At 60.9% G+C, this 23934-nt stretch carries 28 protein-coding genes; 13 read left to right on the top strand and 15 right to left on the bottom strand.

What is annotated here, in order from left to right:
- The first annotated feature begins 2 nt into the window (after positions 1–2).
- Positions 3–1220 (top strand): ABC transporter ATP-binding protein, encoded by a 1218-nt coding sequence (locus E3T38_RS06650; protein ID WP_134547265.1) that lies wholly within the window; start codon positions 3–5, stop codon positions 1218–1220.
- Here the strand turns inward: E3T38_RS06650 and E3T38_RS06645 are convergent.
- Positions 1217–2197 carry an NAD-dependent epimerase/dehydratase family protein gene (locus tag E3T38_RS06645; protein ID WP_255452732.1) on the bottom strand — a complete coding sequence of 327 codons (981 nt, stop codon included), beginning with the start codon at positions 2195–2197 and terminating at the stop codon, positions 1217–1219. The genes E3T38_RS06650 and E3T38_RS06645 overlap by 4 nt on opposite strands.
- The gene (locus tag E3T38_RS06640; protein WP_166805452.1) at positions 2151–3086 is read right to left on the bottom strand and encodes a glycosyltransferase domain-containing protein; all 936 of its coding nucleotides are present in this window, start codon (positions 3084–3086) and stop codon (positions 2151–2153) included. The genes E3T38_RS06645 and E3T38_RS06640 overlap by 47 nt, the downstream gene beginning before the upstream one ends.
- A gap of 328 nt (positions 3087–3414) precedes the next feature.
- Between E3T38_RS06640 and E3T38_RS06635 the strand changes: the two genes are divergently transcribed.
- Positions 3415–4170, top strand: a complete 756-nt coding sequence (locus tag E3T38_RS06635) for a hypothetical protein (RefSeq protein WP_134547261.1) — start codon at positions 3415–3417, stop codon at positions 4168–4170.
- A gap of 6 nt (positions 4171–4176) precedes the next feature.
- Here the strand turns inward: E3T38_RS06635 and E3T38_RS06630 are convergent, their stop codons facing one another.
- Genes E3T38_RS06630 through E3T38_RS06620 form a run of 3 tightly spaced genes read right to left on the bottom strand, consistent with a single transcriptional unit; the run spans position 4177 to position 7193 of the window.
- Positions 4177–5178, bottom strand: a complete 1002-nt coding sequence (locus tag E3T38_RS06630) for a glycosyltransferase family 2 protein (RefSeq protein WP_241984335.1) — start codon at positions 5176–5178, stop codon at positions 4177–4179.
- Positions 5147–6076, bottom strand: coding sequence for an NAD-dependent epimerase/dehydratase family protein (locus tag E3T38_RS06625; RefSeq protein WP_134547259.1), 930 nt, complete (start codon positions 6074–6076; stop codon positions 5147–5149). The genes E3T38_RS06630 and E3T38_RS06625 overlap by 32 nt, the downstream gene beginning before the upstream one ends.
- Positions 6069–7193 carry a glycosyltransferase gene (locus E3T38_RS06620; RefSeq protein WP_134547257.1) on the bottom strand — a complete coding sequence of 375 codons (1125 nt, stop codon included), beginning with the start codon at positions 7191–7193 and terminating at the stop codon, positions 6069–6071. The genes E3T38_RS06625 and E3T38_RS06620 overlap by 8 nt, the downstream gene beginning before the upstream one ends.
- 249 nt (positions 7194–7442) lie before the next feature.
- On the opposite strand from E3T38_RS06620, the gene E3T38_RS06615 reads away from it, so the two are divergent.
- The gene (locus E3T38_RS06615; protein ID WP_134547255.1) at positions 7443–8303 is read left to right on the top strand and encodes a glycosyltransferase family 2 protein; all 861 of its coding nucleotides are present in this window, start codon (positions 7443–7445) and stop codon (positions 8301–8303) included.
- Here the strand turns inward: E3T38_RS06615 and E3T38_RS06610 are convergent.
- From E3T38_RS06610 to E3T38_RS06600, 3 genes are read right to left on the bottom strand one after another with little or no spacing between them, the layout of a single operon-like run.
- Positions 8300–9805: a glycosyltransferase gene (locus E3T38_RS06610; protein WP_166805451.1), complete on the bottom strand. Its 1506-nt coding sequence runs from the start codon at positions 9803–9805 to the stop codon at positions 8300–8302. The two genes, E3T38_RS06615 and E3T38_RS06610, sit on opposite strands and share 4 nt — an antisense overlap.
- Before the next feature lie 47 nt (positions 9806–9852).
- Positions 9853–10107 (bottom strand): hypothetical protein, encoded by a 255-nt coding sequence (locus E3T38_RS06605; RefSeq protein ID WP_134547251.1) that lies wholly within the window; start codon positions 10105–10107, stop codon positions 9853–9855.
- 40 nt (positions 10108–10147) lie between these two features.
- Positions 10148–10495 carry a hypothetical protein gene (locus E3T38_RS06600; protein WP_134547249.1) on the bottom strand — a complete coding sequence of 116 codons (348 nt, stop codon included), beginning with the start codon at positions 10493–10495 and terminating at the stop codon, positions 10148–10150.
- A 40-nt stretch (positions 10496–10535) separates the two neighbouring features.
- On the opposite strand from E3T38_RS06600, the gene E3T38_RS06595 reads away from it, so the two are divergent.
- From E3T38_RS06595 to E3T38_RS06590, 3 genes are all read left to right on the top strand, one after another.
- The gene (locus E3T38_RS06595; protein WP_134547247.1) at positions 10536–10997 is read left to right on the top strand and encodes a hypothetical protein; all 462 of its coding nucleotides are present in this window, start codon (positions 10536–10538) and stop codon (positions 10995–10997) included.
- A gap of 3 nt (positions 10998–11000) precedes the next feature.
- Positions 11001–11162, top strand: a complete 162-nt coding sequence (locus E3T38_RS16665; protein WP_166805450.1) for a hypothetical protein — start codon at positions 11001–11003, stop codon at positions 11160–11162.
- 105 nt (positions 11163–11267) lie between these two features.
- Entirely contained in the window at positions 11268–11576 is a 309-nt protein-coding gene (locus E3T38_RS06590; protein ID WP_134547245.1) for a hypothetical protein, read from the top strand.
- 27 nt (positions 11577–11603) lie between these two features.
- Here E3T38_RS06590 and rfbA read toward each other — a convergent pair whose 3' ends face one another.
- Entirely contained in the window at positions 11604–12473 is an 870-nt protein-coding gene (gene rfbA, locus E3T38_RS06585) for a glucose-1-phosphate thymidylyltransferase RfbA (protein WP_134547243.1), read from the bottom strand.
- Between the two features lie 4 nt (positions 12474–12477).
- Positions 12478–13086 carry a dTDP-4-dehydrorhamnose 3,5-epimerase family protein gene (locus tag E3T38_RS06580; RefSeq protein ID WP_134547241.1) on the bottom strand — a complete coding sequence of 203 codons (609 nt, stop codon included), beginning with the start codon at positions 13084–13086 and terminating at the stop codon, positions 12478–12480.
- Between the two features lie 72 nt (positions 13087–13158).
- On the opposite strand from E3T38_RS06580, the gene rfbB reads away from it, so the two are divergent.
- The 4 genes from rfbB to E3T38_RS06560 are packed head-to-tail and all read left to right on the top strand — an operon-like array spanning position 13159 to position 16551.
- Positions 13159–14145, top strand: coding sequence for a dTDP-glucose 4,6-dehydratase (rfbB, locus tag E3T38_RS06575; protein WP_134547239.1), 987 nt, complete (start codon positions 13159–13161; stop codon positions 14143–14145).
- Position 14146: 1 nt separating this feature from the next.
- Positions 14147–15001, top strand: coding sequence for a dTDP-4-dehydrorhamnose reductase (gene rfbD, locus E3T38_RS06570; protein ID WP_134547237.1), 855 nt, complete (start codon positions 14147–14149; stop codon positions 14999–15001).
- The gene (locus tag E3T38_RS06565; RefSeq protein ID WP_134547235.1) at positions 14998–16140 is read left to right on the top strand and encodes a glycosyltransferase family 1 protein; all 1143 of its coding nucleotides are present in this window, start codon (positions 14998–15000) and stop codon (positions 16138–16140) included. The genes rfbD and E3T38_RS06565 overlap by 4 nt, the downstream gene beginning before the upstream one ends.
- A gap of 6 nt (positions 16141–16146) precedes the next feature.
- A complete protein-coding gene (locus tag E3T38_RS06560) occupies positions 16147–16551 on the top strand; it encodes a GtrA family protein (protein WP_241984334.1) in 405 nt (134 codons plus the stop codon).
- A gap of 44 nt (positions 16552–16595) precedes the next feature.
- Here the strand turns inward: E3T38_RS06560 and E3T38_RS06555 are convergent, their stop codons facing one another.
- The 3 genes from E3T38_RS06555 to E3T38_RS06545 all read right to left on the bottom strand — a co-directional run bounded on the left by E3T38_RS06555 (position 16596) and on the right by E3T38_RS06545 (position 19662).
- Positions 16596–17978, bottom strand: a complete 1383-nt coding sequence (locus E3T38_RS06555) for an LCP family protein (protein WP_241984333.1) — start codon at positions 17976–17978, stop codon at positions 16596–16598.
- The gene (purE, locus tag E3T38_RS06550) at positions 17975–18442 is read right to left on the bottom strand and encodes a 5-(carboxyamino)imidazole ribonucleotide mutase (RefSeq protein WP_104196585.1); all 468 of its coding nucleotides are present in this window, start codon (positions 18440–18442) and stop codon (positions 17975–17977) included. The genes E3T38_RS06555 and purE overlap by 4 nt, the downstream gene beginning before the upstream one ends.
- Before the next feature lie 83 nt (positions 18443–18525).
- Positions 18526–19662 (bottom strand): 5-(carboxyamino)imidazole ribonucleotide synthase, encoded by a 1137-nt coding sequence (locus E3T38_RS06545; RefSeq protein WP_104196521.1) that lies wholly within the window; start codon positions 19660–19662, stop codon positions 18526–18528.
- Positions 19663–19791: 129 nt separating this feature from the next.
- On the opposite strand from E3T38_RS06545, the gene E3T38_RS06540 reads away from it, so the two are divergent.
- Positions 19792–20322 carry a GtrA family protein gene (locus E3T38_RS06540; protein WP_134547231.1) on the top strand — a complete coding sequence of 177 codons (531 nt, stop codon included), beginning with the start codon at positions 19792–19794 and terminating at the stop codon, positions 20320–20322.
- Here E3T38_RS06540 and E3T38_RS06535 read toward each other — a convergent pair.
- Complete coding sequence (locus tag E3T38_RS06535) at positions 20299–20877, bottom strand: PH domain-containing protein (RefSeq protein ID WP_134547229.1); 579 nt, start codon at positions 20875–20877, stop codon at positions 20299–20301. The two genes, E3T38_RS06540 and E3T38_RS06535, sit on opposite strands and share 24 nt — an antisense overlap.
- Positions 20878–20885: 8 nt before the next feature.
- A complete protein-coding gene (locus E3T38_RS06530; RefSeq protein WP_134547227.1) occupies positions 20886–21710 on the bottom strand; it encodes a biotin--[acetyl-CoA-carboxylase] ligase in 825 nt (274 codons plus the stop codon).
- Positions 21711–21932: 222 nt separating this feature from the next.
- Between E3T38_RS06530 and E3T38_RS06525 the strand changes: the two genes are divergently transcribed.
- Both E3T38_RS06525 and E3T38_RS06520 read left to right on the top strand, forming a co-directional pair.
- Entirely contained in the window at positions 21933–23537 is a 1605-nt protein-coding gene (locus tag E3T38_RS06525; RefSeq protein WP_134547225.1) for an acyl-CoA carboxylase subunit beta, read from the top strand.
- A complete protein-coding gene (locus tag E3T38_RS06520) occupies positions 23534–23803 on the top strand; it encodes an acyl-CoA carboxylase epsilon subunit (protein WP_134547224.1) in 270 nt (89 codons plus the stop codon). The genes E3T38_RS06525 and E3T38_RS06520 overlap by 4 nt, the downstream gene beginning before the upstream one ends.
- Positions 23804–23934 lie beyond the last annotated feature (131 nt).

The raw sequence follows: 23934 nt of genomic DNA, 5'->3' as shown, positions 1-23934 counted from the left end.
CTGTGACAACGCCCACAATCATCAGCGTCAGTGACGTTTCGAAGAAGTTCGTTTTGCACAAACACAAATCGCTCAAAGAACGGATAGTCAACGCAAACACGGCCAAGCAACATCGCCAGGATTTTTGGGCGCTACGCAATATCAGCCTAGATGTCGAAACCGGAAGCACCGTCGGACTTGTCGGCCATAACGGATCAGGCAAGAGCACATTGCTCAAGGTCATCGGTGGGATTATTGAGCCAACGTCCGGCACTGTCAAACGTCGAGGTCGCATGGCGGCGCTGCTGGAGTTAGGAGCGGGTTTCCACCCAGACCTCACGGGGCGAGAGAACGTTTATCTTAATGCCGCGATCCTCGGCTTGAACCAAAAGGAAATCGATCGCCACTTTGATGCCATCGTCGACTTCTCCGGCATCGAGGATTTCATCGACACTCAGGTGAAGTTCTACAGCTCGGGCATGTACGTCCGGCTCGCTTTCGCTGTCGCCGTGCACGTCGATCCAGATCTCCTTCTGGTTGACGAAGTTCTCGCCGTCGGGGATGAGCCTTTCCAGAATAAATGCATGGAGAAGATTCGGGAATTCCAACGAGAAGGCCGCACTATTGTAGTGGTGAGCCACTCTGCATCCCAGATCAGTCGACTCTGCGACCGCGTTGTGGTGATGAATCACGGAGAGATGACCTTCGATGGGCCACCCGCTGACGGTTTGCGCGTTCTCCGATTCGGCTACGAAGAGCAGCGCCGGCACGAGGAACGCCAGCGCGCAGGAGGAACCGTGGTGACAGAAGAAGTCGTCGCCCCCGCACGTATCACTGAAATCGCTGTCGTCTCAGACCAGCCCGCCGACAAAGTCACCGCAGAATCTGGTGACGACATGACGGTGGCTTTCACTTATGAACTCAGGGAACCACAGCCACCGCTAGTCGCAGGAATTGCCATTGAGACGGCCCAAGGGGATCCCATTTACGGGTTAAACACGCGAATGCTCAAGCTCGAACTTCCCGTGGCTACGGGTCAGCACACTGTAGAGTTCAACTTTGCACGGCAGGCCCTCGGCGCCGGCCAGTACACCCTGCGTGGCAGTCTGGAAACCCTGGCTGGGGAATCACTCGATCGTCTAAATCCTGCATCGAGTTTCGGTGTCAAGAGCCCGGAATTCGGAACGGGCTACCTACGCATGGATGTTGCAGCGGCAGTTCGTTCGAAACAGCCCCGCTAACGCTGCTGGGACCACTCGAACTGGAGCCTCAGGCCCTCTGCTATTGGGACCCGAGGCTCCCAGCCCAGGTATAGTGCAGCTTGGGACGCGCTTCCTCCCGTTCGGGTGACGTCGCCATCCATGGTGGGCAGATACTGCAGGTCCAACTTGCGGCCGGTGACCTCACTCACGAGGTCCAAGATTTGCATGACAGACACGCTCGAACCACCCGACAGATTCATCACAGGCGGAAGTTCTCCGTCAATGGAGACCGCCACGATCAGCGCCGAGACGATGTCGTCAACGAAGGTGAAATCGCGAATCTGGCTACCATCTCCGTATACCGTGATGGCCTCACCGTTTTCGGCCGCGCGTAGAAATTTGGAGAATGCCATGTCGGGTCGTTGACGCGGACCGTAAACGGTGAAGAATCTAAAGCTCACAGCGGGGAGTCCGAAGTTGTCGCGGTAGAGCGACGTCAAGTGCTCACCCGCCAATTTGGTGACTCCGTACGGGCTATATGGCCGAGTCATCGTGTCTTCGGTCGTTGGGTACAATTTGGCCTGCCCGTAGACGGACGATGAGGACCCATAGACGAAACGGCGCAGGCCCCGGCTTTCCCGTGCGGCCTCCAGAAGCCGCTGAGTGGCTTCAACGTTGTTCCGGCTATAAGAGTCGAACTGAGCACCCCACGAGCCCCTCACTCCGGGCTGGCCCGCCAAATGGATGACAGCGTCAACTCCGACGAGGAGTTCTGGCAGCGGAAGACTATTCAGGTCGCCTTCCACGAAAGTGAACCCCGTTTGAGGCAGCGTCGAAATGTTCTGTCGCTTGATCTTTGGATCGTAGTAGTCCGTGAGCGCGTCGACGCCTACAACCTCGAAGCCGCACGCGAGAAGTGCGCGGGCCGTTGTTGATCCAATGAATCCGGCCACTCCGGTGACGAGAACTCTAATGATTGTTCCTCCCAAGAATGCGGCTTGAACCCTGGCGTACACGGCGTCCTACTGCGGCCGTGCGAATCAAACGTCGCGCCATGGAAGGACCGAAGACCACAACGGCCGCTTCGCCACGTGTCTGCGGCACGGCCAGTGCGTCGACGAGTTCGGCGATTTTCTGTTCCTTTTCTTCCAGCTCGAGCGCGACTCGCGCTTCCTCTCCAGCTTTCAAATCGACAATCGCTTGATTTGCGTCAATAAGGTCTCGTTCTGTTCGTCGCAGCGCAGCCAGCAATGGCCCTGAGCGTTGGCGAGTAATCTCGGTCAGATGTGTTCGGCGATTCACCCCGGCCGGCCATTGGTGACTGGGAGAATTTAGGTTGTCTTCATCCACGGCATTAATGGTCACGCCGCCGAGTGCGAAAGCCACGTTCGCCGACAGCTGGTCACGACGCGAGAATCGCAGAACATGATCAAACCAGGTCGCCATCATCTCCCGCACCTGACGCGTGTTCCGCCGTGCCGACATGCCGTTCCAGAATGGACGCTGATTCAGAATATCCGGATACAACTCTGCGTACTGCATGAGCTGCTCACTGACTCGCGCAGGGTCGTCGTAATTGAGCGCCAGCACCTCGTCGAATTCATCGATGACCCGCTCGCGGAAGCTGTGTGGGGGCACGGCATAGTCGCAGGTGGCTAGCCAGTCATCGAGAATCTCGTTGGGATCCTGCTTCAAGAGCACGGCGTTGTCAATGTATAACAGCTCGTCATATTTCCTGAGGGATTCGTGCCCGCGAATCTTGAGGCTGCGCTGGCTGCGCACCATGTCAAACGGGAATATGGGCTCAATCACTATCAGGTGCCAGGAGGTACTCGTAGCGTTTGGGTCGTCAGTGAAGCAAATGAAATCCACACTCGAATCACGTGCCACGGGCTGCTCGATCAAGTCTTCGTATCCACCGATGAGTGCCGTGTACACGACGCGTCGTGGGGTCATGCTGCATGTCTCCTTGGTTCGGTGTCGACGACGCGCCGCAGTAAGAGGCCTTCCAGATCGACGACGGTTCAGAAGCTGGCCTCTAGGCGTACAACCGAGAATCAAGTCTACTTGTCCGGCTAGAATTCAAATTCACCCAGAAGACTGGAGCGGGATGTTTCGTCGTGCACGGCCGGTGAAATTCGTGTACGCAGCGCAATATCGCCAATCCGGTTCTACCGTCATGCGAGGCGCCCAGCTGAGCGCGATTGCCGTCCGAGCGATGCCCGGTCGGGACGTGAAGTATGTGGAGCTACGTACTGACATGCGCAACTCCATCGTCTTCCTTACCAAGGGTGCTCTCAAGGCGATGACGATGGAGAGATTGGAATCGCTCAAGAAGAACAGGAACGTGCTTCTCTTCGATGTGGTCGACGAGCTCCCGCCGCCCATCACCCGTGACTATGCCGATGTACTGATCGCAGCCTCTCACACCGCTTTTTCTCAGCACTCTCTGAATTTTCCACATCTGCCCGTGCGGTTAGTCAACCATCACGTGGATCCCCGGGTGACTGCATTGCAGGTTTCGCCCCCCGCTGACCTGCTGCGGACGGCATACTTCGGCGAGACGATCAACGGAATTATCACGCCCGAGATTGCCAAGCAAGTGAGCGTTGTCCCGGTCGACACGTCAAAGGAGAGTTCATCGTGGATCACACATCTCACCGGGTATAACTTTCACTACGCCGTCCGAGCCACTCGCGACCTGGACCACTTCAAGCCATTCTTGAAAGGCTTCACTGCGGCGCACTGCAACTCGAACATCCTCATCCAGGCCTCAGAGGAGGAACCCGCACACTGGCTGGGAACGGACTACCCGTTCTTGCTTCAAGGCCCTCCCACGGAAGCCTCGATCCTTCAGGCCATGGAGTACGCGCGAGACACCTTCGGCCACCCCGAGTGGCGGGAGGGACTTGCGAGGATGGGTGAGGTCCGCGAACGCACGTCACCAGCGAGAATCGGTACGGAGATACGGTCAGCCTGCAGCGACTAATGGCCCCTACTTGCCTTTTCTTTGGCCCTCCAGCGAGCCGGAGAGGATGGCCGCGTCATCGGTCAGGTCGACGTCGACCGCTCGCCGGTAACTTGTCCACTTGCGAATCTGGAAGAACGGGTTGATGGCCAGCCAATACAATCGTCGCTTCGAGGTGTATTGACGATCCTTGAGGATGCGAAGCGTATCTCCAACGATGCCGCGCGCGATCAGCCTGAGCATCCCCTTGTTGTCCAACAATCCAACCGCAGTCCCGATCTGCCTGAGACCAACAGTCTCGTCGAATATTCGCGCCCCGAACTCAGAATAGGTGAGGTCATTGGAGTGCTCAACGGCGGCTCTGGGGGCGTAGGCCTTGTGATACCCGGCCTCTATCAAGTCCTGGCCGAACATCTGGTCTTCGGCGTAACGCACATCGCGATAGGGAATGCGATCGACAAGGACATCGCGTCGCGCAGCCGAATTAACGTCAGAATAGAACGTGATAGCGCCGAGAATGCCAGGATTCGTAACAAATGTGTCTTTGTAGAAGACAGTCGTACCGAAGTCGGGACCAAATTGCGCAAAGACACCGTTAATCTCATATTTCATGAGCGGGAAGCATTTCGGCCGCGGCACTTGCTTGCCCATCACCGCAACGATGCGCTCATCCATACTGAATGGTGCGATCAGTTCGCGAAGCCAGTCCGCGGAAAGAGGCACAGCATCGTGCGTGAGGTAGGCGATATACGTACCCGTTCCAAGCTGCGCCGCCAGGTTGCGGGTCTTTCCATGCCCAAACTCTGAATTGTCGATTTGATGAAGGATGACGTTGGGAAAGTCTCTAACGATCTCAAGGGTCGAATCCGTAGATCCCGAATCGATCACAAGTATCTCGACCGGCCCGTCCACCTCCTGGATTGAGACCATTTCGAGAATCCGACGCAGGTAAGTTTCGCCGTTGTACGTGGGGATAACGACGGTCGCAAGCGGATTTTCAGCTGCCATGTTGCTCTCTGATTTCTTCATAGGTTCGGCGCACGCCTTCGTCAAGCGTAGTCAGCGGAATGTCACCAAACTCAGCTCTGTATCGCGCCGTGTCGAGGACGATACTGTCGACAAAAGTCGCCGGCACTGGTCGCTCATCAATGTCAAAATCGGAGCCCGTGACACGGCGCAAGGAGCTAAGTACGTCCGTGACCGAATGCCCGACGCCGCTGCCCAAATTGTACGTATTGAATTTCGGGGCGGTATCGACCATTCGCGCAATCATCGCCACAAGATCTTCGACGTAGAGGTAGTCGCGAACCATGGAGCCGCTTCCAAACCGTGCGACAGGTCGGCCGAGAACGATTTGACGAAGGGCAATCGGGATAAGGCCTTGGCGTTTATTCGGGCGCTGGCGGGTACCGAACGGATTCGAGATACGCAAGGTCGTCGACTCGAGATGATGCATCACGGAGAAGTAGCGCAGGTAATTCTCGATGGTGAGTTTGCCGATCGCGTACGGAGACACCGGAAGCGTTCGGTCTTGTTCATCGTGAATCGGTTTGCCCTGAGGGCCATAAATCGCGCCGCCCGTCGACGCGAAGTAGAAATGCTTTGTCCCCGCCGACACACACGCCTCCAAGAGTTCCACGCTCTGGGCAATGTTTGTGCGGATGTCGAGCGTGGGATCGCTCTCCGCGGTGGCGGGGCTCGTGGTGGAAAGAAAATGAAAGACCAGGTCTTGGCCGCGAACGGCCTCCTCCAAGTCCGCTCTGCTCAAGAATTCCCCACGAAAGATCGAAACTTCTCGAGCCGTAAACGTCGGTTCAGTAGAGCTAAAGCGATCGAAAGCCGACACGTCGTGGCCCGCGTCGACGAGCGAATCAACCAGGTGCGACCCCACAAACCCGTTTGCTCCTATAACAACTGCCTTAGCCACGCATTGCCCTTTCAAACGCCTCGACGAATTGCGCTCCGGAGCGTTCCCACGTGACGCCCTCAAGCGATTTAGACATCGCAACCGATCGTTGGGCGGCATCAGATCGATCGACGACGGCAATCAATCGTTTCGCAATGGCCCCGGGCGCACTCGGCACGTACTCGATATAGGGGTTATCCGCAACCATTCGGTTGTTCGGCGCGTCATTCACGACGGGAGTGACACCACTCGCCATCAGCTCGAGGGGTAGCAGAGATAGGTTCGAAGCGGACAGCACGAGCCCCGCGGCGCAGCGGTTGTAAATCGCGTTCAGCTGCGAAATGTCGACTCCTGACAAGTTCTTGTGCTGGAACGGAATATCCCAGCTCGAAACGTCCCAGCCCGCAAGATTGATCGTGATGTCAGGTCGCGCAGCCGCAAATTGCTCCAACGCCATCAACCCAAGCTCCCAGCCACGACGGGGGGTGACCGGGCGAGCATAGAAGAAAATTTCCTTCCGAGGCTCTGTGTTCGTAACGTTGTAGAACTGTGTCTCGACGGCGAAGTCAAAGTGGTCGGTTGGCATACCATAGTCAACATTGAGCTTGTGTGACAGCCACCCGCCGGCGGTAATGCCGTGGAACCCAAACCGATAGGTGTTCTCCGCCAGCATTGCCTCCGATCCGGCGGGATAGAAACTCGGCTCGAAGTCCTGCACGAAATAGAAGCGTCGCGCAGTCGATTGGTCGAGGAATACCGGATAGGCAGTTTCCCAACCCGTCGCAAAGATTGCCTGGGCGGAAGGGTCCACTCCCTTGTTACGGTCGTACATGGACATTTCAGCCTTGATGTCAGGATATGCCGCTGATTTGCGAAGCATTGCCCGCATATCGCGGCTGTTTACGACAACGGGGGTGTTCGTGTAGAAGTAGATCAGGCATCTGTGGCCGGCTTTTTCTGCAAAATCAATGAACCGGAAGAGGTTCTGGTGTCCACCACTAGTGGCGCTTGGCGGTGACATGACCCAGGCGATCGTCACCGGTCCCGACGCGACCGAAATGGGCGTGGAGAGCTGAACTGGCGGCTCAGACCAATCGGCGGCGAGCGCGTCCTCGGTCTTTACGGGGAGCGTGATCATGTGCCCCGTTATGCCCGCCTGCAGCCTCTTTTGAGTGCGAAACAAAAATGATCGCGGCCCTTCGATTCGAAGAATCCGAAGCCCGGTAAGTACAAGTCTGACAAACTTCATTTAGTTCCCAACGATCCGTCCGAGGCCCGCTCTGGCGGCGAAAATACAATCGTATCAAGCCGATCCCAACGCGGGGAGCACGGGTGCGCTCTCTAAGTAGCGATGGCTTCACTAGGGCCCGACTATGCTTAATCTATAATGCCCAAAACACGGCTGGACTCGACGGCAATTGTCACCGTCACATACAACTCGGGCGCTCACCTGCGTCACTTTCTGCAGTCGGTTCGTTCCAGCGAACCTGAACCTGTGCGCGTCGTCGTCGCCGACAATGGATCCACAGACGTTGAGGAGGCTCGTCGGTACTGCGATGAATTTGAGGCCACCTTTCTCGAGATCGGCCAGAACCTGGGTTACGGCGGGGCCATCAATGTGGCCGTCGAAACGCTGCCTGCCAGCTTCACATCTGTGCTGATTAGCAACCCCGATATCGAGCTCCGTCCTGGCTCCCTGTCGAGTCTGGTCGAGACCCTTGCGGCCCGGCCCGACGCTGGATCTATCGGTCCCTGCGTATTGAATTCCGACGGTTCCGTATACCCATCCGCTAGGCGTCTGCCCTCATTGCGCACCGGGGTTGGCCACGCAGTCTTTGCACGTGTTTGGAAGTCAAACCCGTGGACGACTCGATACCTCAGTGATGCTCTGCAATCGGAGACGACCCGCTCAGCAGGATGGCTTTCCGGATCGTGCCTCCTCGTGAGACGAAGTGCCTTCGACGCCCTCGGCGGCTTCGACAAGGCTTTTTTCATGTATTTCGAAGACGTGGATCTGGGCTACCGATTAGGAAAATCGGGTTGGCTGAACCTATATTTTCCTGCCGCAATGGTGACCCACACCGGGGCGCATTCAACCAATACGGATTCTAGCAAGATGTTACAGGTGCATCACCAGAGCGCCTACCTCTACCTCGCCCGAAAATACCGCGGCTGGTACTTGGCTCCGATACGTGGAGGCCTGCGGGCAGCCCTGCACGTGCGGTCCTGGTGGCTCACCCGTAGCTAGCGAGGTGCTCGACTCAACGCATAGGGCCAATACCGAGTGTCGTTCATTCGAAAACTCCACCGTCCCCAAGCGACATGAACCTCCATCGCGTGAACCGAAGGATCTCGTGTTTTTGACTCGAAATGATAGAGCTCAGCGTGGGGTGTCCAATAGATGTCATGGCCGGTCCATGTCGTCTTCATACAGAGGTCAACGTCGTTGAAATTTCCCGGCAACAAATTCGACAAGCCGCCGACTTCGAAGTAGACGTCGCGTGGCATCATGGCGCACGCTGCAGTGACACCAACCACCTCACGCTCGACAAGGTACCCGTCAAGAGGTCCCCGATCGCCGCGTGGGACGTCAAGTCCAATGTGCGAGGCGTCGCCCTCATGGTAGGCGTGGCCCGCGTGTTGGATGGTTTCATCGCTGTAGTACAGCATGCCACCAACCATCCCAGCCCCTGGAAGCTGCGCGAGGGCAAGAAGGGATTCAAGCCAATCTGGGGAGATCACATCAATGTCGTCATTCAAGAGAAGTACGAATTCGCCACGAGAGTGGAGCACTCCCAAGTTCACTTTGTCGGAGAAGTTGAACGGCTTACTCCACTCAACGAACCGTATTTTATCCCCCGCTAAACGCACGAGTTCGACCACGACATCCGCGTCCGCAACCGAATCAACTACTAGGACGAGTTCGAAGTTTCGATAGGTGGATTGGTCGACTATGGATTTCACTGCATCTATAACGAAGCAGCGCCGCGCTCCATCGATGAAGGAAAAAATTCCGCGAGTAGGAATGATGATGGAGATCAGTGGTTCACCCTTGACGAGACGCCGGGTGTCGTGGACACCGCGTGGGTCGACCGATTTGACGACCCCCCCACCGGTAGCCTCGAGGTGCTCTGAGAGGGTGGCGCGAGTCGAGTCCAGGGCTTCATCGTCCAGCAGGGAGTCGCCATTATCGGACGATTCGCGAAGAAACAGTTGCTCGCCAATGAACTCGACAGCACGAGATTCACGGGTTGACCGCAGTGCAAGGTCGTAGAGGAGCGCTCCCGCGCGTGCTTTGTTCAACCCGCCCACGCGGAGAAATAGCTCGCGCCGATAGAAGACGAAGTCCCCAAAGTAAAACTGGCACCGCAGCCGCTCTGGCGAGAAGATGGGTTTGTTTAGGGACAACAGGTTGCCCTCTGGACCCAAAGCTGCCTCATTCGAGTAGATGATCTCGGCGCGAGGATGATCTTCGACGAACGCGGAAAAGACATCGAGTGCGTCGGGTGTCGCGACGCCCTCGGGGCGCAAAATACTGATGAAGTCACTGGTGGCGCCATCGACGGCCGCATTTACGGCCTCCGCAACGGACTCGTCCACCGCCAGCTCACGTACAACGACGTTGTCCCCATGGAAACATCGTGTATCTTTCGAGCAAACTATGACAAATTCGACGTGGATCGCATCGCTCCCGTGTGCCGACTGCAGGAATCGCTCCGCATTCTCACCGCCATCGTCAGACAGCAACACGAAAGTAACTGAGGTCGGACTGGAATATCCGGAATCAGTCGCGGACATCACGCCTTACGCCGATTCTTGATCTTGCGCAGAACTTTCCGGGCGAACAGCAGCGGGCTCACTGCTGCCCGCCCGGTCTTCCAGGTTCGTGAAGTGAGGAGCGCACGCAACTCCGCTTCCAGGGCATTTATCCGATTGGGATACGTGACGTTCAAGTTGGCTACCTCGGCCTGCAAACCGATCACTCGATCGACGAGAGCCAACTGCCGAGCGTCGCGGGCGAGGTCCGATTCATCAGGTGTGGGTATAGTCATTTTTCCGTCTCTAGAACCGCCAATGAAATTCGAATTCATTCTAACAATCCGTGCCGGGAAGTTCGTGAATTCGTTCGCTGGGATGCACTCCAATGGGTGTCCGGTAGAGACATCTAGGCCATTGGAGAGAACGGAACGGTTGCTCCTTGGTGAAGTTCCTCGTCACCGGCGGTGCCGGTTTGGCCCAAATTTCGGTGGCGGAATCTTGCGGCTTGAGCCCCGCTTCGACATCAACCCTCCGGTTGCGTTCGACTTGGCCGTTTCCGTAGCCAACCTGCTCTACGACTCCGTGAGCAGGAACACCGGCGACATCGCGATCGGAGTCGCCGCCGAGCACCTGTTTGCCGCGGGCGGATTGACTTCGCGAATTGTCAATCTGTTCGATCAAGCAGTCCCCGCCCTTTGTTCATCGGCGGCGGTAAGGTCGTATGCAGGGGGACCCCTGCCACGATGCGTACCGTCAGCCCGGCGGGCACATCCGCAACGCGGCCGGCGTGTGGTCACTGGCCGACGACCTGGGGCACCTCAACGACTACGCGTGTATTTCGGCACGCTCGGAGCACGAAGTAGACGTACTCCGTTCCTTCGTTCCTCATGCCGAGGTGCTTCCGTGCGCGACGCTGCTCCAGAGCGACCACTTCGACATTAAGGGCATAGAGCCAGGTGAGCCGGTTGTGGAGATCCCTGTGGTGCTGTGCTTCCTTCGACTCATAGAAGATCTCACCCCGATCATCGATGCGATTCTCCATAAAAAGCTTTTCCTCCCGTTCCCCCACTACAACGGCGACCAGTCATTCATGAGAAACCTCCCATTTAATCGGGAAAAAAGTGTTGTATTGGACCGACTCGACCCTTTGCCGCTGCATCCCGTGATCCGCCAGATGGACTAGGTGGTGGTCTCCTCGCTTCAAGCCTCGATCTACGCGTACAGCCAGAACATTCCTTTTGCGTCTATCCACCAGGCGAAGGCCGAGTACTACTTTCTAGACCGGGCACTCGGTTCGCACCTGGTTCGGGATGACCACGGGCTCGTAGCCATGCTGGCTGTGTTGTAGCCAAAGAAATTTGACTTCTCGGAGCAGATCGCACGCGATGGTCGACTCATCAACCAGGCTTTCGACCGCTACACGGAGATTCTGGGCACGGCTGAGCACCACGTTGTGCCGCCTTTTGATCCAGCACCGTCAGCACGCCAGCAAGCCGTGCTGTTCGAACAGGCGCAGACGTTTACCCGTGATCGCGACCTTGCTCTGGCCGCCTCTGAGCCACGTCGGCTTGAGTCGAAGCAGGTCGGTCTTGAGCTCAAGCAGCGCAGCACGGTGCTCATCGAGGCCCTGACCGCTTCCAGCGCCGCGCTGAAAGCGGCGCAAGCGCAATTGGAGGGCCGGGACAGACTTCTTGGAAACCGGCTCTACCGCCGCACCCAGCGCGAGTCAAGCCGACTTCCGTCGGAGTTCAAGCGAGCGTGAACGCACCGCCTCTCGATCCGAGTCGCGTCAATCAGCTGTGGCGATCAGGCCGGCGAGATAGCGGCCGTAGCCGCTCTTTAGCAACGGAGCGGCTAGGACAGCAAGTTGCGCATCGCTGATCCAGCCGGCACGCCAGGCGATCTCTTCAATGCAGCCGACCTTAAACCCCTGCCGATCTTCGATCACGCGCACATACTCTGACGCCTGCATCATGGATTCGAAGGTCCCCGTGTCGAGCCACGCTGTGCCGCGGTCGAGTACCTGCACGTGCAAGGTCCCCTGTTCCAGGTAGCGCTCGTTGACCGTACTGATTTCCAGCTCACCACGCGCGCTTGGCTCGATGGTCTTCGCGATTGCGACTACGGAATTGTCGTAGAAGTACAGCCCGGGAACGGCATAGTTGCTTTTCGGCTTCGGCGGCTTCTCTTCAATCGAAATGGCTGTCATGGCCTCATCGAACTCGACGACTCCGTAGGACGTGGGGTTGCTCACGTGGTACGCGAAGATGCGCGCACCTTCGATCTCCGCATTGCCTCTCAACGCCGAGCCGAGTCCCGCACCGTGGAAGATGTTGTCCCCGAGCACGAGAGCAACGCTCTCGTCGCCGATGAACTCTTCGCCAATGATGAACGCCTGCGCGAGACCATCGGGGGACGACTGAATCGCGTATTCGATGCGAATACCCAAGTCAGAACCGTCGCCGAGCAACGCCCGAAACTGCTCGTTGTATTCGGGGGTCGTGATGATCAAGATCTCTTTGATGTCAGCCATCATGAGCGTAGACAGAGGATAGTAAATCATCGGTTTGTCGTAGATCGGCATGAGCTGCTTGGAGATCCCCTTGGTGATCGGCCACAGGCGCGTGCCCGAGCCACCGGCGAGAATAATTCCGCGCATGAAGTTAGTTCCTGTCGTTCAAAGTGGCGTAGTAAGCGCGGGCTGCGTCCCAGGTGGGGAGCAGGCCGGCGGCAGCTGCGGCTGCGAGAGTGGGGGCATCCGTGTCTTTTGGCGACAAAAGCAGCTCACCGGCCGCGGGAGGGAATACCAAACCGATCTCCTCGTCGAGCGGGCTGATGCCGTGTTCGCGACCCGGGCTGAAGGTGCTGTTGACGAGGTAGCTCACCGTCGCGTTGTCGGTCAGCGCGACGAAGCAATGTCCGAGTCCCTCGGCGATGTAAACCGCGCGTCGGTCGGTGTCATCGAGGAGCACGCTGTCCCACTGACCGAACGTCGGCGATCCGACGCGAATGTCGATGATGTAGTCGAGAACGGCACCGTGCACGGCCGTCACATACTTGGCCTGGCTGGGCGGAACATCCGCAAAATGGATGCCGCGCACCGAGCCGCGCTTCGACACCGAAGTATTGGCTTGGGCGAGGTCGAGCTTGTGCCCCACCTTCTCCTCGAGCTTGTCAAAGCGGTACCACTCGAGGAACACGCCACGGTCATCGCCGAACTGTTTAGGCGTGATCTCGTAGGAATCTGGGATTAAGAGTTCTCGAATCTGCACGTTGGGAGTCTACCAATGGGCGTCCGGTAGAATCGCGGAGGCCATTGAAGCGAACGGAACGGTTACTCCTATATGAAGATCCTCGTCACCGGCGGCGCCGGTTTTATCGGCTCCAACTTTGTGCGACGCACGATTGAAGACAAGTACCCGGGCCTGGAAGGCGCCGAGGTTGTCGTGCTCGACGCACTGACCTACTCGGGAAACCTCGAAAACCTCGCCCCGATCGCCGATTCACCGCGTTACTCCTTTGTGCACGGCGACATTCGCGACGGCAAGCTGCTCGACACGCTTTTCCCTGGCCTCGACGCGGTCGTGCACTTCGCCGCCGAATCGCACGTGGACCGCTCGGTGATGGATTCCACCATCTTCGTCGAGACCAACGTGCTCGGCACCCAGCAGCTGCTCGACGCGGCGCTTCGCCACAAGCTTGCGCGGTTCGTGCACGTTTCCACCGACGAGGTCTACGGCTCGATCGCCGAAGGCTCCTGGAACGAGGAGCGGGCGCTTGAACCCAACTCCCCCTACAGCGCCTCGAAGGCCGGCAGCGACCTGCTCGCCCGCAGCTACCACCGCACCCACGGCCTCAACGTGTCGATCACCCGCTGCTCGAACAACTACGGCCCGTACCACTTTCCCGAAAAGGTCATTCCGCTCTTCGTCAGCAACCTGATCGACGACCTGCACGTTCCGCTTTATGGCGAAGGCAACAACATTCGCGACTGGCTGCACGTGGACGACCACACCCGCGCCATTGCTATGGTGCTCGTCGACGGGCGCGCCGGCGAAATCTACAACATTGGCGGCGGCACCGAGCTGACCAACAAGGAGCTCACCCAGTTGCTGCTCGACTCGACTGGCAAAGACTGGTCGTACGTGGACCGCGTCGCCGACCGGCTCGGCCACGACCTGCGCTACTCGGTGGATATCAGCAAGATTCAGGCCGAACTGGGCTACGCGCCCGAGGTTCCGTTCGAACAGGGACTCGCCGACGTCGTGCAGTGGTACCGCGACAATCGCCAGTGGTGGGAACCCCTCAAGACTCGGGCGGCGCTGAACTAGCATGACCCGTTATCTGATTACCGGGGCCACGGGCATGCTGGGGCGCGACCTGCAGACGGCTTTAGCCGGCCGCGAGGTGACGGCTCTCGGCCGGAGCGAACTCGACGTGACGAACCTCGAAGCAGTCAAGGCCGCCGTTGCCGGGCACGACGTCATCATCAACTGCGCCGCGTACACCAAGGTCGATGATGCCGAAAGTCATGAAGATGAGGCCTATCAGGTGAATGCGGTGGGGCCGTGGAACCTGGCTGTGGCGGCATCCGCTCTGCAGGCGAAGCTCGTGCAGATTTCGACGGACTACGTCTTCGACGGCAGCGCGACCACGCCCTACGCCGAGAACACACCGCACAGCCCGATCTCGGCCTATGGCCGCACCAAGGCAGCCGGCGAAGAATTCGTGCAGGTGGAGAACGGCGCGCGCAGCTACATCGTGCGCACCGCCTGGCTGTACGGCAAGAACGGACCGAACTTCGCCAAGACCATGCTCAAGGCTGCTGGCACGCGCCACATGCTGAACGTCGTCAACGACCAGGTCGGCCAGCCCACCTGGACGGTGGACCTGGCCGCGCAGATCGTGCAGTTGCTCGACTCCGACGCGCCGGCCGGCATCTACCACGGCACGAACTCCGGCCTGGCGTCGAAGTTCGACCAGGCCCGCGACGTCTTCGCCTTGGCGGGTCTCGACCCGGAACGCGTGCTGCCGACCGACAGCTCAGCCTTTGTGCTGCCCGCGCCGCGGCCGGCCTACTCGGTGCTCGGCCACGCCAACTGGGCTGCGGCTGGGCTCGCACCGATGCGCAGCTGGCAAGACGCTCAGGCCGAAGCATTTGCCTCCGGAGTTTTCGAGACAGCATGATCACTCTGCGGGTAGTCGTCGACCAGATGGTCGCCCCGGTACCGGGAGGTACCGGGCGTTACACCGAGGAACTCACCCGTGCGCTGATCGCAACGGCACCGGCCGAGTGTGACGTTGAGGGCATCGTCTCGTCGTCGACCCCCGCACAGTATCAATTCATCGAGGCCGCCCTGCCCGGCCTGGCCAACTTGCACAAGACGAGCCTGGCCCGCCGGGAGCTGGCCACGGCCTGGGCTCTGGGTGTGACCGCGTCGTCGGGCACCGGCCTGATCCACGCGCCGGGACTGCTTGCCCCACTGCGCCGTCACAACCGGGGGGACGACGGCACTCAAATCGCGGTGACGCTGCACGACGTGCTGGCGTGGACGCATCCGTCATCACTGACCCCGACGACAGTGGCCTGGACCAAGGGCATGCTCAAACGCGCCCGCAAGCACGCCGACGCGATCGTCGTGCCGAGCCACGCCGTGGCACGGCAGCTGACCGAGATCATGGACCTGGGCGACCGGGTGCGCGTGATCGGCGGCGCCGTGGGCCGGCGGCTCGTGCTGCCGGCCATTCCCGTGGTGGAAGAGCGCCTGCAGGCGCTGGCGCTGCCGTCGCAGTACATTCTGACCTCCGGGTCGCTCGACCCGCGGAAGGCCGTCACCGCGCTGATCACGGCGCTCGGGCTGCCCGGCGCACCGGACCTGCCGCTGATCGTGCTCGGACCGGACACCTGGGGCGAACTCGACCTGGCCTCGGTCGCCGATGAAGCCGGACTGGCACCGGGGCGCGTGCGCGCCCTGTCGGGGCTGAGCGACTCCGACCTGGCCGTCGTGATTGCCCGGGCGAGCGTGTTCGTCTACCCGAGTCTGGAAGAGGGCTTTGCGCTGCCGATCATCGAGGCCTTCCATCTCGGCACTCCGGTTGTGCACTCCGACGCCCCCGCCCTACTCGAAGCCGCCAGTGATGCTGGCGTCGCGGTCGAGCGCTCGGACCCGAAGGAATACCCCGGCCGGCTTGTTGAAGCAATCAACCGGGTGCTCGGCGACAGCGTGCTGCGAAACCGCATGAGCATCTTCGGCGGCGACCGATCGCGGGCCTTCAGCTGGCGGGACTCGGCCGAACGGGTCTGGCAATTGCACGCGGACCTGTAACCCCTGGTGCGCTTCTTACGAGACCAACGCGTGCGGTTTCTCGCGGTCGGCGCCACGAACACGCTCGTTGGTTATCTCATCTTCTCGGCCTTCACCCTCTGGGTTTTTGCGGATGTCCACCTCGGCTACCTGCTCAGCCTCGCGCTCTCGTACGCGGTCGGCATCTCCCTCGCCTTTGTGCTGTATCGACGATTCGTTTTCGTGGTGCACGGCCACGTGCTGCGGGACTTCGCCCGGTTCGTGAGCGTCTACCTGGTCGCGATCGGTATCAATGCCGTCGCACTGCCGCTGCTGGTGGAAGTCGTGCGGGTGCCGCCGCTGCTGGCCCAGTTGATCATTCTCGTGGTCACGACGCTGCTGAGCTTCTTCGGTCACAAGAAGTTCTCGTTTCGCCGCAGTGGCGCCGAGTAGCAGCACCGAATAGCAGTGGCAACGAGTAGCAGGCGAGTGCCGAGTTACGGCGTCGGAGTGGCAGTGGGCGCGGGCGCCAGGGCTGCAGCGATCATGGCCTGGATAGCGGAGTAGTCGGGGTTTTCGGGGTCGACGCCATTCTCGGGAATCAGCGGCACCGAGATGACCGGCAGTTCCTTGGTCTTCGAGGCGAGGTTCACGAAGTAACCGAGCATGCCCTGCGGAACGTCGGTCTTGACGACGCGGCTACCGGCGGCGGCCACGCCCTGAAACTTTGTGAGCACGTTCGCCGGGCTGGCCTGCGCGAGCAGGGCCTCCTGCATCTGGGTCTGGCGCTGCATGCGGTCGTAGTCGCTCGTACCGTGGCGTGAGCGGGCAAACCAAAGGGCGTGGTAGCCATCCATGTGCTGCAAGCCCGGCTCGAACCAGAACAACACCTTGGTGAAGGTTTCGTCGGTATGCACCGGAACGCGGTTGTGCACGTCGATGTCGACACCACCGAGGGCGTCGATGAGGTCAGAGAAGCCCTGCATGTCAATGAGTACGAAATACTGGATGGTGAGTCCCGTGATGCCCTGCGCCGCCTCGAGCGTGGCCTGGATACCCGGGGAGCTGCCCTCGGCCACCGCGTTCGGATAGTACTCCGGGCGTTTCAACTCGGCCTCGGTGAAAATGGAGTTGAGCATGCAGGCCGACACGTCGCATCCGTCGATGGAGCCGTAGCCCTCTGGGTACAGGGCGCCGAGCGAGGATCCGGCCGAGAACGGCGCGTCCTCGAGGTTGCGCGGCAGGCTGATGGTTGTGGCCTGGCCGGTCGTGGCGTCGATGCTGACCACCGACAGGCTGTCGGGGCGGAGGCCCTCACGGTCGGCGCCGGCGTCACCACCGAGCAGCAGGATGTTGTAGCGGCCATCGACCGGCGGTTCGCTCGGGCCGGCGACGAACACGGAGGAGAGGAATTCGCTCGCCGACGTGGCGACGAAGGCGCCGTAGCCGGCTGTTCCACAGACGACGACCATGAGCGCAGTCGAGAACGCGGCGATGACCGGACGGGCGCCCGGCGCGGCCCGGCCCAACCTGATCAGGCTGAGGGTGTTGAGCGTGAGCACGAGCCAGGTGACCGCGTAGAAAGCGAGCACCGCGGCGGCAGCCCACAGGCCGATCGTGCTCGTGAACACGGTAAGCACGACTGCCGGCCACAGCAGGTAGACAGCGCCGGCGATGATCGCAGCGGTGATCAGTGTGAGGGTCGCGCCAAGGCCGAACCGGCCGAGGCGGCGATTGCCGGCCAGCACCTGCGCCGAGCCGGGCAGAACGAAATTGAGTACGACAAGCCACCACGCACGCGTCGTCATGATGCGTGCGGAGCCGGAATTCGGGTGCCGGATCGGGTCTGTCACACGGCCCTGGTTTGTCACACTGGTCATAATCGCGTTTGGAGGTCCCGGTTCTTCTGCTCGACCAAATCTGCGAGTTGCACGGAATAGTCTTCGAGTTTGATGCGCAGCGTGTCATCGCTCGTGGCGAGAATCTTGATCGCGATCAGCGCGGCGTTCTTCGCCCCGCCGATCGACACCGTCGCGACGGGCACACCGGCTGGCATCTGCACGATCGACAGCAAGGAATCGAGGCCGTCGAGCAGCCCGAGCGGAACGGGTACCCCCACCACGGGCAGCGTCGTCATGGCGGCGAGCATGCCGGGCAGGTGCGCCGCTCCCCCGGCTCCGGCGATGATCACCTTGAGGCCGCGGGCCTGCGCGCTGCGCCCATAGTCGAGCATTTTCTCGGGCGTGCGGTGCGCCGAAACCACCTGAACCTCGTGCGCCACCCCGAAGTCTTTGAGGGTCTGCGCTGCGGCGCTCATGACGGTGAAGTCCGAGTCGCTGCCCATCACCAAGCCGACCAGCGGCGCGCTAAAGCTCGCAGGCTCGCTAAATGACTCGGTATCGTATGGCACGCAGACGATCTTATTGCTCACTGCTGAAAGATTTGTGCAGTGGCACGCGCTTGGTAGGCAACTTCGTCGAGATCGTCGCCGCTTGCCGTGACATGGCCCACCTTGCGGCCGGGCCTCGATGCCTTGCCATAGTTGTGCACTTTCACGAGCGGATGCTGCGCCAGGCCCGCCTCATATCGGTCACCCAGCGAGCCTGACGCGGGCCCGCCGAAAATGTTCACCATGACCGTCCACGGGTCCCGGGCACCGGTCGCACCGAGCGGCAGGTCGAGTACCGCCCGCAGGTGTTGTTCGAACTGGCTGGTCGTGGACCCGTCGATCGACCAGTGACCGCTGTTGTGCGGGCGCATCGCCAATTCGTTGATGAGGAGGCGCTCATCCGTTGTTTGAAACAGCTCAACGGCAAGCACCCCGGTGACGCCGATGCCCTCGGCCACGGCCACGGCAATGTCGGTGGCGACGTCGGCAAGTCGACCCATGGAGTGGGGCGCCGGCGCGATGACCTCGGCGCAGACGCCGTCGCGTTGCACGGTCTCCACAACCGGCCAGACCGCGATCTCACCGCTCGGGCGCCTGGCGACCACTTGGGCGAGCTCACGGCTGAAGTGCACGAGCTCTTCGACCAGCAGGGCGCCGCCGTTGCCATCTTCGGCGAGCGCCTGGAACCAGTCATCGACGTCGTGTTCGTGGCTGACCACGCGCACGCCCTTGCCGTCGTAGCCGCCGCGGGCGGTCTTCACGACGGCGCGGCCGCCGTGGTTGGTGAGAAATTCGGCGAGCCCGGCGACGTCATCGATGCGCGCCCAATCCGGCACCGGCAGACCCAGCTCGGCAAGCTTTTCGCGCATCAGTAGTTTGTCTTGCGCGTACAGCAGGGCGTCGGGCCCGGGGTGCACCGTGATGCCCTCGCGCACGAGTTCGCGCAGAATCTCCTGAGGCACGTGTTCGTGGTCGAAGGTGATCACGTCAACGGTCTTCGCGAAGGCGAGAACCGTGGCCAGATCGCGGTAATCACCGACGCTCACGGCCGCGAGCGCGGCGGACATACCATCGGCTTCGGCGAGAACCTTCAGCTCGATGCCGAGGTTCACGGCCGCGGGAATCATCATGCGGGCGAGCTGGCCCGCTCCAATCACACCGACGGTCAGAGCCATCTGTTCACCATTTTCTCTGCAAGCGTTCAGCTAAACCCATGTCTTAACCCAGCCCGAAAATTTCGTTACGCCATAGACTTCGAGACTTGAGTGCTTTCTACCCCACTTTACCGAACGTCGAACGGATGCATGTCGATCACCGTGAAGCAGCGCCTGCTCAGCTTTCTGAGTCAGGGCCTCAAGTTCGGTGCCGTCGGTGCGCTGGGCTTCGTGGTGGACTTCACGGTGTTCAACCTGTTGCGCACCACCGTGCTGGATTCCGCCGACGTACACGCCGGGCCCATCTACGCCAAGGTCATCTCGACGGTGCTGGCCATTCTGGTGAACTGGCTCGGCAACCGGTACTGGACCTTCAGCAAGAACCGCCAGAACCACACAGCGCGGGAGGGCCTGGAATTTCTCGCGGTGAGCCTCGTGGGCATGGGCATTGGCATCGCCTGCCTGTGGTTCAGCCACTACGTGCTCGGCTACACCAGTGTTCTCGCCGACAACATCTCGGGCAACATCGTCGGCCTGCTGCTCGGGGCAATCTTTCGTTTCACGCTCTACCGCTACTGGGTGTTTGCACCGCACCGGACCGGGGCGCCGGCATCCGCTGGTATCACTGCGGTCAGCACGCGCACCGGGGCGATTCGGCTAACGGCGACCCCAGAACGCTGACTCTGCGGAGGGGGCTGACTGCTCCTGCCGGCGGGAGCTCATGACGGTGCTCGCCTTTTCCATGAGGTCGTGCAGCGTACTCTGCACGAGGTCGACGTTGGGAACGTCCGTCAAGACCAGCGGATGCTCCAGCCCCGAATTGATCAGCACCGTACCCGAGTGAAACCCGGCCTGCACCCAGTTCTGCCGCACGCTCACGTCGTAGCCGCGGCTGTGCAGTAGCTCCTGGCGGGTGCGCACGAAGAATCCGTGGCGAAAGATGATGCGGCGGGTGGTGATCGTGTAGCGCTTGGTGAGCCAGGCGGCGAGCGGCAGCAGCCAGCCGAGTACGGCAAGCGCGATGGCGCCGCCGAGCACAGCGGCGTTCTGCCACGGCTCCGCCATGTTGCCGAAGAAATACCCGGTGCCACCGGCCAGGGCGAACAGGAGCAGCGTCGGCCAGACCAGCACGCGAGCGTGCGGGCGTAGGCGGGCGACGACCTTTTCGGGCCGGCTCTCTCGGGCATAGCCGGAGGATTCGGTCTCGTTGGTCTCGCCCTGCGTTTTCTTCTTCATTACTTCTATTAATACCTCAGGTGGGTGACATCGCCGGCGGCGACAGACCGTTCCTCGCCATCGGCCTGATTGACGACGGTCAGCCGGCCGCCAGCGTCAATGCCGGTGGCGATGCCGATTAGGTCGGTACCGCCGGGCAGTTCCACGCGCACGACACTGCCGAGCGTGCCGCAGAGCTCGGAGACGGCGGCATGCAGGCCGCTCTGGACGGCGTCGCCGTTGGCTGAGGTAAACGCCCGGTACAACGTGACGAGCTCGTGCAGGTAGGCGGCGAGCACCTGATCGGGGTCGGGCGCGGTGCGGGTGACCAGCAGCAGCGAGGTGGACGTGAGGGTGGGCAGGTCGTGTTCGTCGAGGGAGAGGTTCAGACCGGCGCCGATGATGATGCCTGTCCCGTCGGGCAGCAGCTCGCACAGGATGCCGCACACCTTGTAGCCGTCGATGAGCACGTCGTTGGGCCATTTGAGGGTCGTGTCGTGGCGGGGGTCCTCGGCCTCTTTGACCCCTTCGACGGGCTTCATGTTCGCCTCGACGACTTTTTTCACGGCGCGGGTCATGGCGGCTCCCGCCAGCAGGGGGAACCAACCGAGGGCGTGGGGCGGCACCGTCGGTCGCACGAGCACGGAGATGGCCAGGGCTTTGCCGGTCGGGGCCGACCAGACGCGGCCGAGCCGGCCACGCCCCTGGGTCTGGTTGTCGGTGACGATGACCGAGAGGTCGGGCCAGGCGGCGGCATCCGCCGTGGCTTGTTCTTTGAGTACATCGTTGGTGGAGGTGGCCTCGGAGCGGTACTCGAACCGGCTCACCTCGGTACGGCTGAGCGAAAACTCCATGGTGGCGACCCTCTCGTCGGCATAACTCCTGCAATTCTGTCGAATATGGCCCCAAACCCCTATTTCGAGCTGTTTTTGACCAATTTGCCGGAGTTATGAACGTGGCGGAAGAGTTTCGGCTGGCCAATGGACCGTTGGAGGGGGAAACGTGCAGTGTTGGCCGGCAAAGTTGTGGAACATCGTCAACGTGGACCGTGCGGGGGGTGCCGGTAGAGTGAAGTGGTGACTGACAAGACGCCCGCCGCGGCACCCGACCTGTATACGACGGCGGGAAAACTCGCCGACCTCAAGCTGCGTTATCACGAAGCCGTGACGGCCAGCGGGGCGACCGCCATCGAAAAGCAGCATGCCAAGGGCAAAATGACCGCCCGCGAGCGCGTCGACCTGCTGCTCGACCAGGGCTCTTTCGTGGAGCTCGACGAGTTTGTACGACACCGCACCGTGGCTTTTGGCATGGAGAAGAAGCGGCCATACGGCGACGCGGTCGTCACCGGAACCGGCACGATCCACGGCCGCCAGGTGGCCGTTTACTCCCAGGACTTCACCATCTTCGGCGGGTCGCTCGGCGAGGTGGCCGGCGAGAAAATCATCAAGGTGATGGACCTCGCCCTGAAGACCGGGGTCCCCATCATCGGCATCCTCGACTCTGGCGGAGCGCGCATCCAGGAGGGCGTCGTGGCCCTCGGCAAGTACGGCGAGATCTTTCGCCGCAATACGGCCGCCTCCGGTGTCATTCCACAGATCTCGATCATCTGCGGTCCGGCCGCGGGCGGAGCGGTCTATTCCCCCGCTCTGACCGACTTCGTGATCATGGTCGACAAGACCAGCCAGATGTTCGTCACCGGCCCCGACGTCATCAAGACCGTCACCGGCGAAGACGTCGGCATGGAAGAACTCGGCGGAGCCCTCACCCACAACAAGGTCTCCGGCGTCTCGCACTACCTTGCCAGCGATGAACCCGACGCGCTCGACTTCGCCCGTGCCCTCTTGAGCTACCTGCCCGACAACAACCTGGCCGAGTTGCCCGTGTTCGACAGCGACGTGGAACTCGAAACAACGGATGCCGACCGTCGCCTCAATACGATCATCCCCGATTCGCCCAACCAGCCCTACGACGTCAAGACCGTCATCGAACACATCGTTGACAACGGCGACTTTCTCGAGACGCAGCCGTTGTACGCGCCGAACATCGTCGTGGGGTTCGCCCGGGTCGAGGGCCGCTCCATTGGAATCGTCGCCAACCAGCCCAACGCCATGGCCGGTACCCTGAACATCGAGGCCGGCGAGAAGGCCGCACGCTTCGTACGGTTCTGCGATGCGTTCTCCATCCCCATCCTCACCCTCGTCGACGTGCCCGGCTTCCTGCCCGGCACCGACCAGGAGTGGACCGGAATCATCCGCCGCGGCGCGAAACTGCTGTACGCCTACGCCGAGGCCACCGTGCCGCTCGTCACCGTTATTCTGCGCAAGGCCTACGGCGGCGCGTACATCGTGATGGGTTCCAAGCAGCTCGGCGCCGATACCAACCTGGCCTGGCCGACCGCGGAGATCGCTGTCATGGGCGGCCAGGGCGCTGTGAACATTCTTTACCGCGCCGAGATCAAGGCGGCCGAACAGGCCGGTGAAGACGTCGCAGCGGTGCGCACCCGTCTGGCCGACGAGTACACCTACAACGTGGCGAGCCCGTTTCTCGCGGCGGAACGCGGCGAACTCGACGGCATCATCGAGCCAGCGGCTACTCGGGTATCGGTCATCAAGGCGTTGCGGGCTCTTCGCACCAAGCGGGCGAACCTGCCCGCCAAGAAACACGGGAATATTCCGCTGTGAAGACATCCCACACCGCGATGCTGGCTAACACCGAGCGGCCGAAGCCGTCAGAGTTCGATCCGTCGGAGCTGGTTTTTGTGACCCACCGTGTCAGTGCTGTCGAGGTGTCGGCGGTGACCGCCATCATCCGTGGCCTGTTGCGGGAAGAATCCGACGAGCGCCGGGCCGCGCCGGAACTCGGTCAGAGTGCCTGGCAGCAAAACCAGCGCCCTATTCGGGTGCCGGTGCACCCGGGCGCCAACCGCTGGCGCGGCTTCACCGGCTAATGTGTGCATCCACCGGTGCGTTTGTCCTCCAAAATGCCGACTGTGAGCATGAGTTTGATAGTGCAGACTAGTAAGGCTCGGTGACGCTCCTGGAGTGCCACCACCGATCATTCGCTGTCTAGGGTAAGCGA

The organism is Cryobacterium sp. Hb1, assembly GCF_004403585.1.
GTDB lineage: Bacteria > Actinomycetota > Actinomycetes > Actinomycetales > Microbacteriaceae > Cryobacterium > Cryobacterium lyxosi.
Note: the sequence above shows the minus strand (reverse complement) of the source record. Positions and strands in the feature narration are given on the sequence as shown.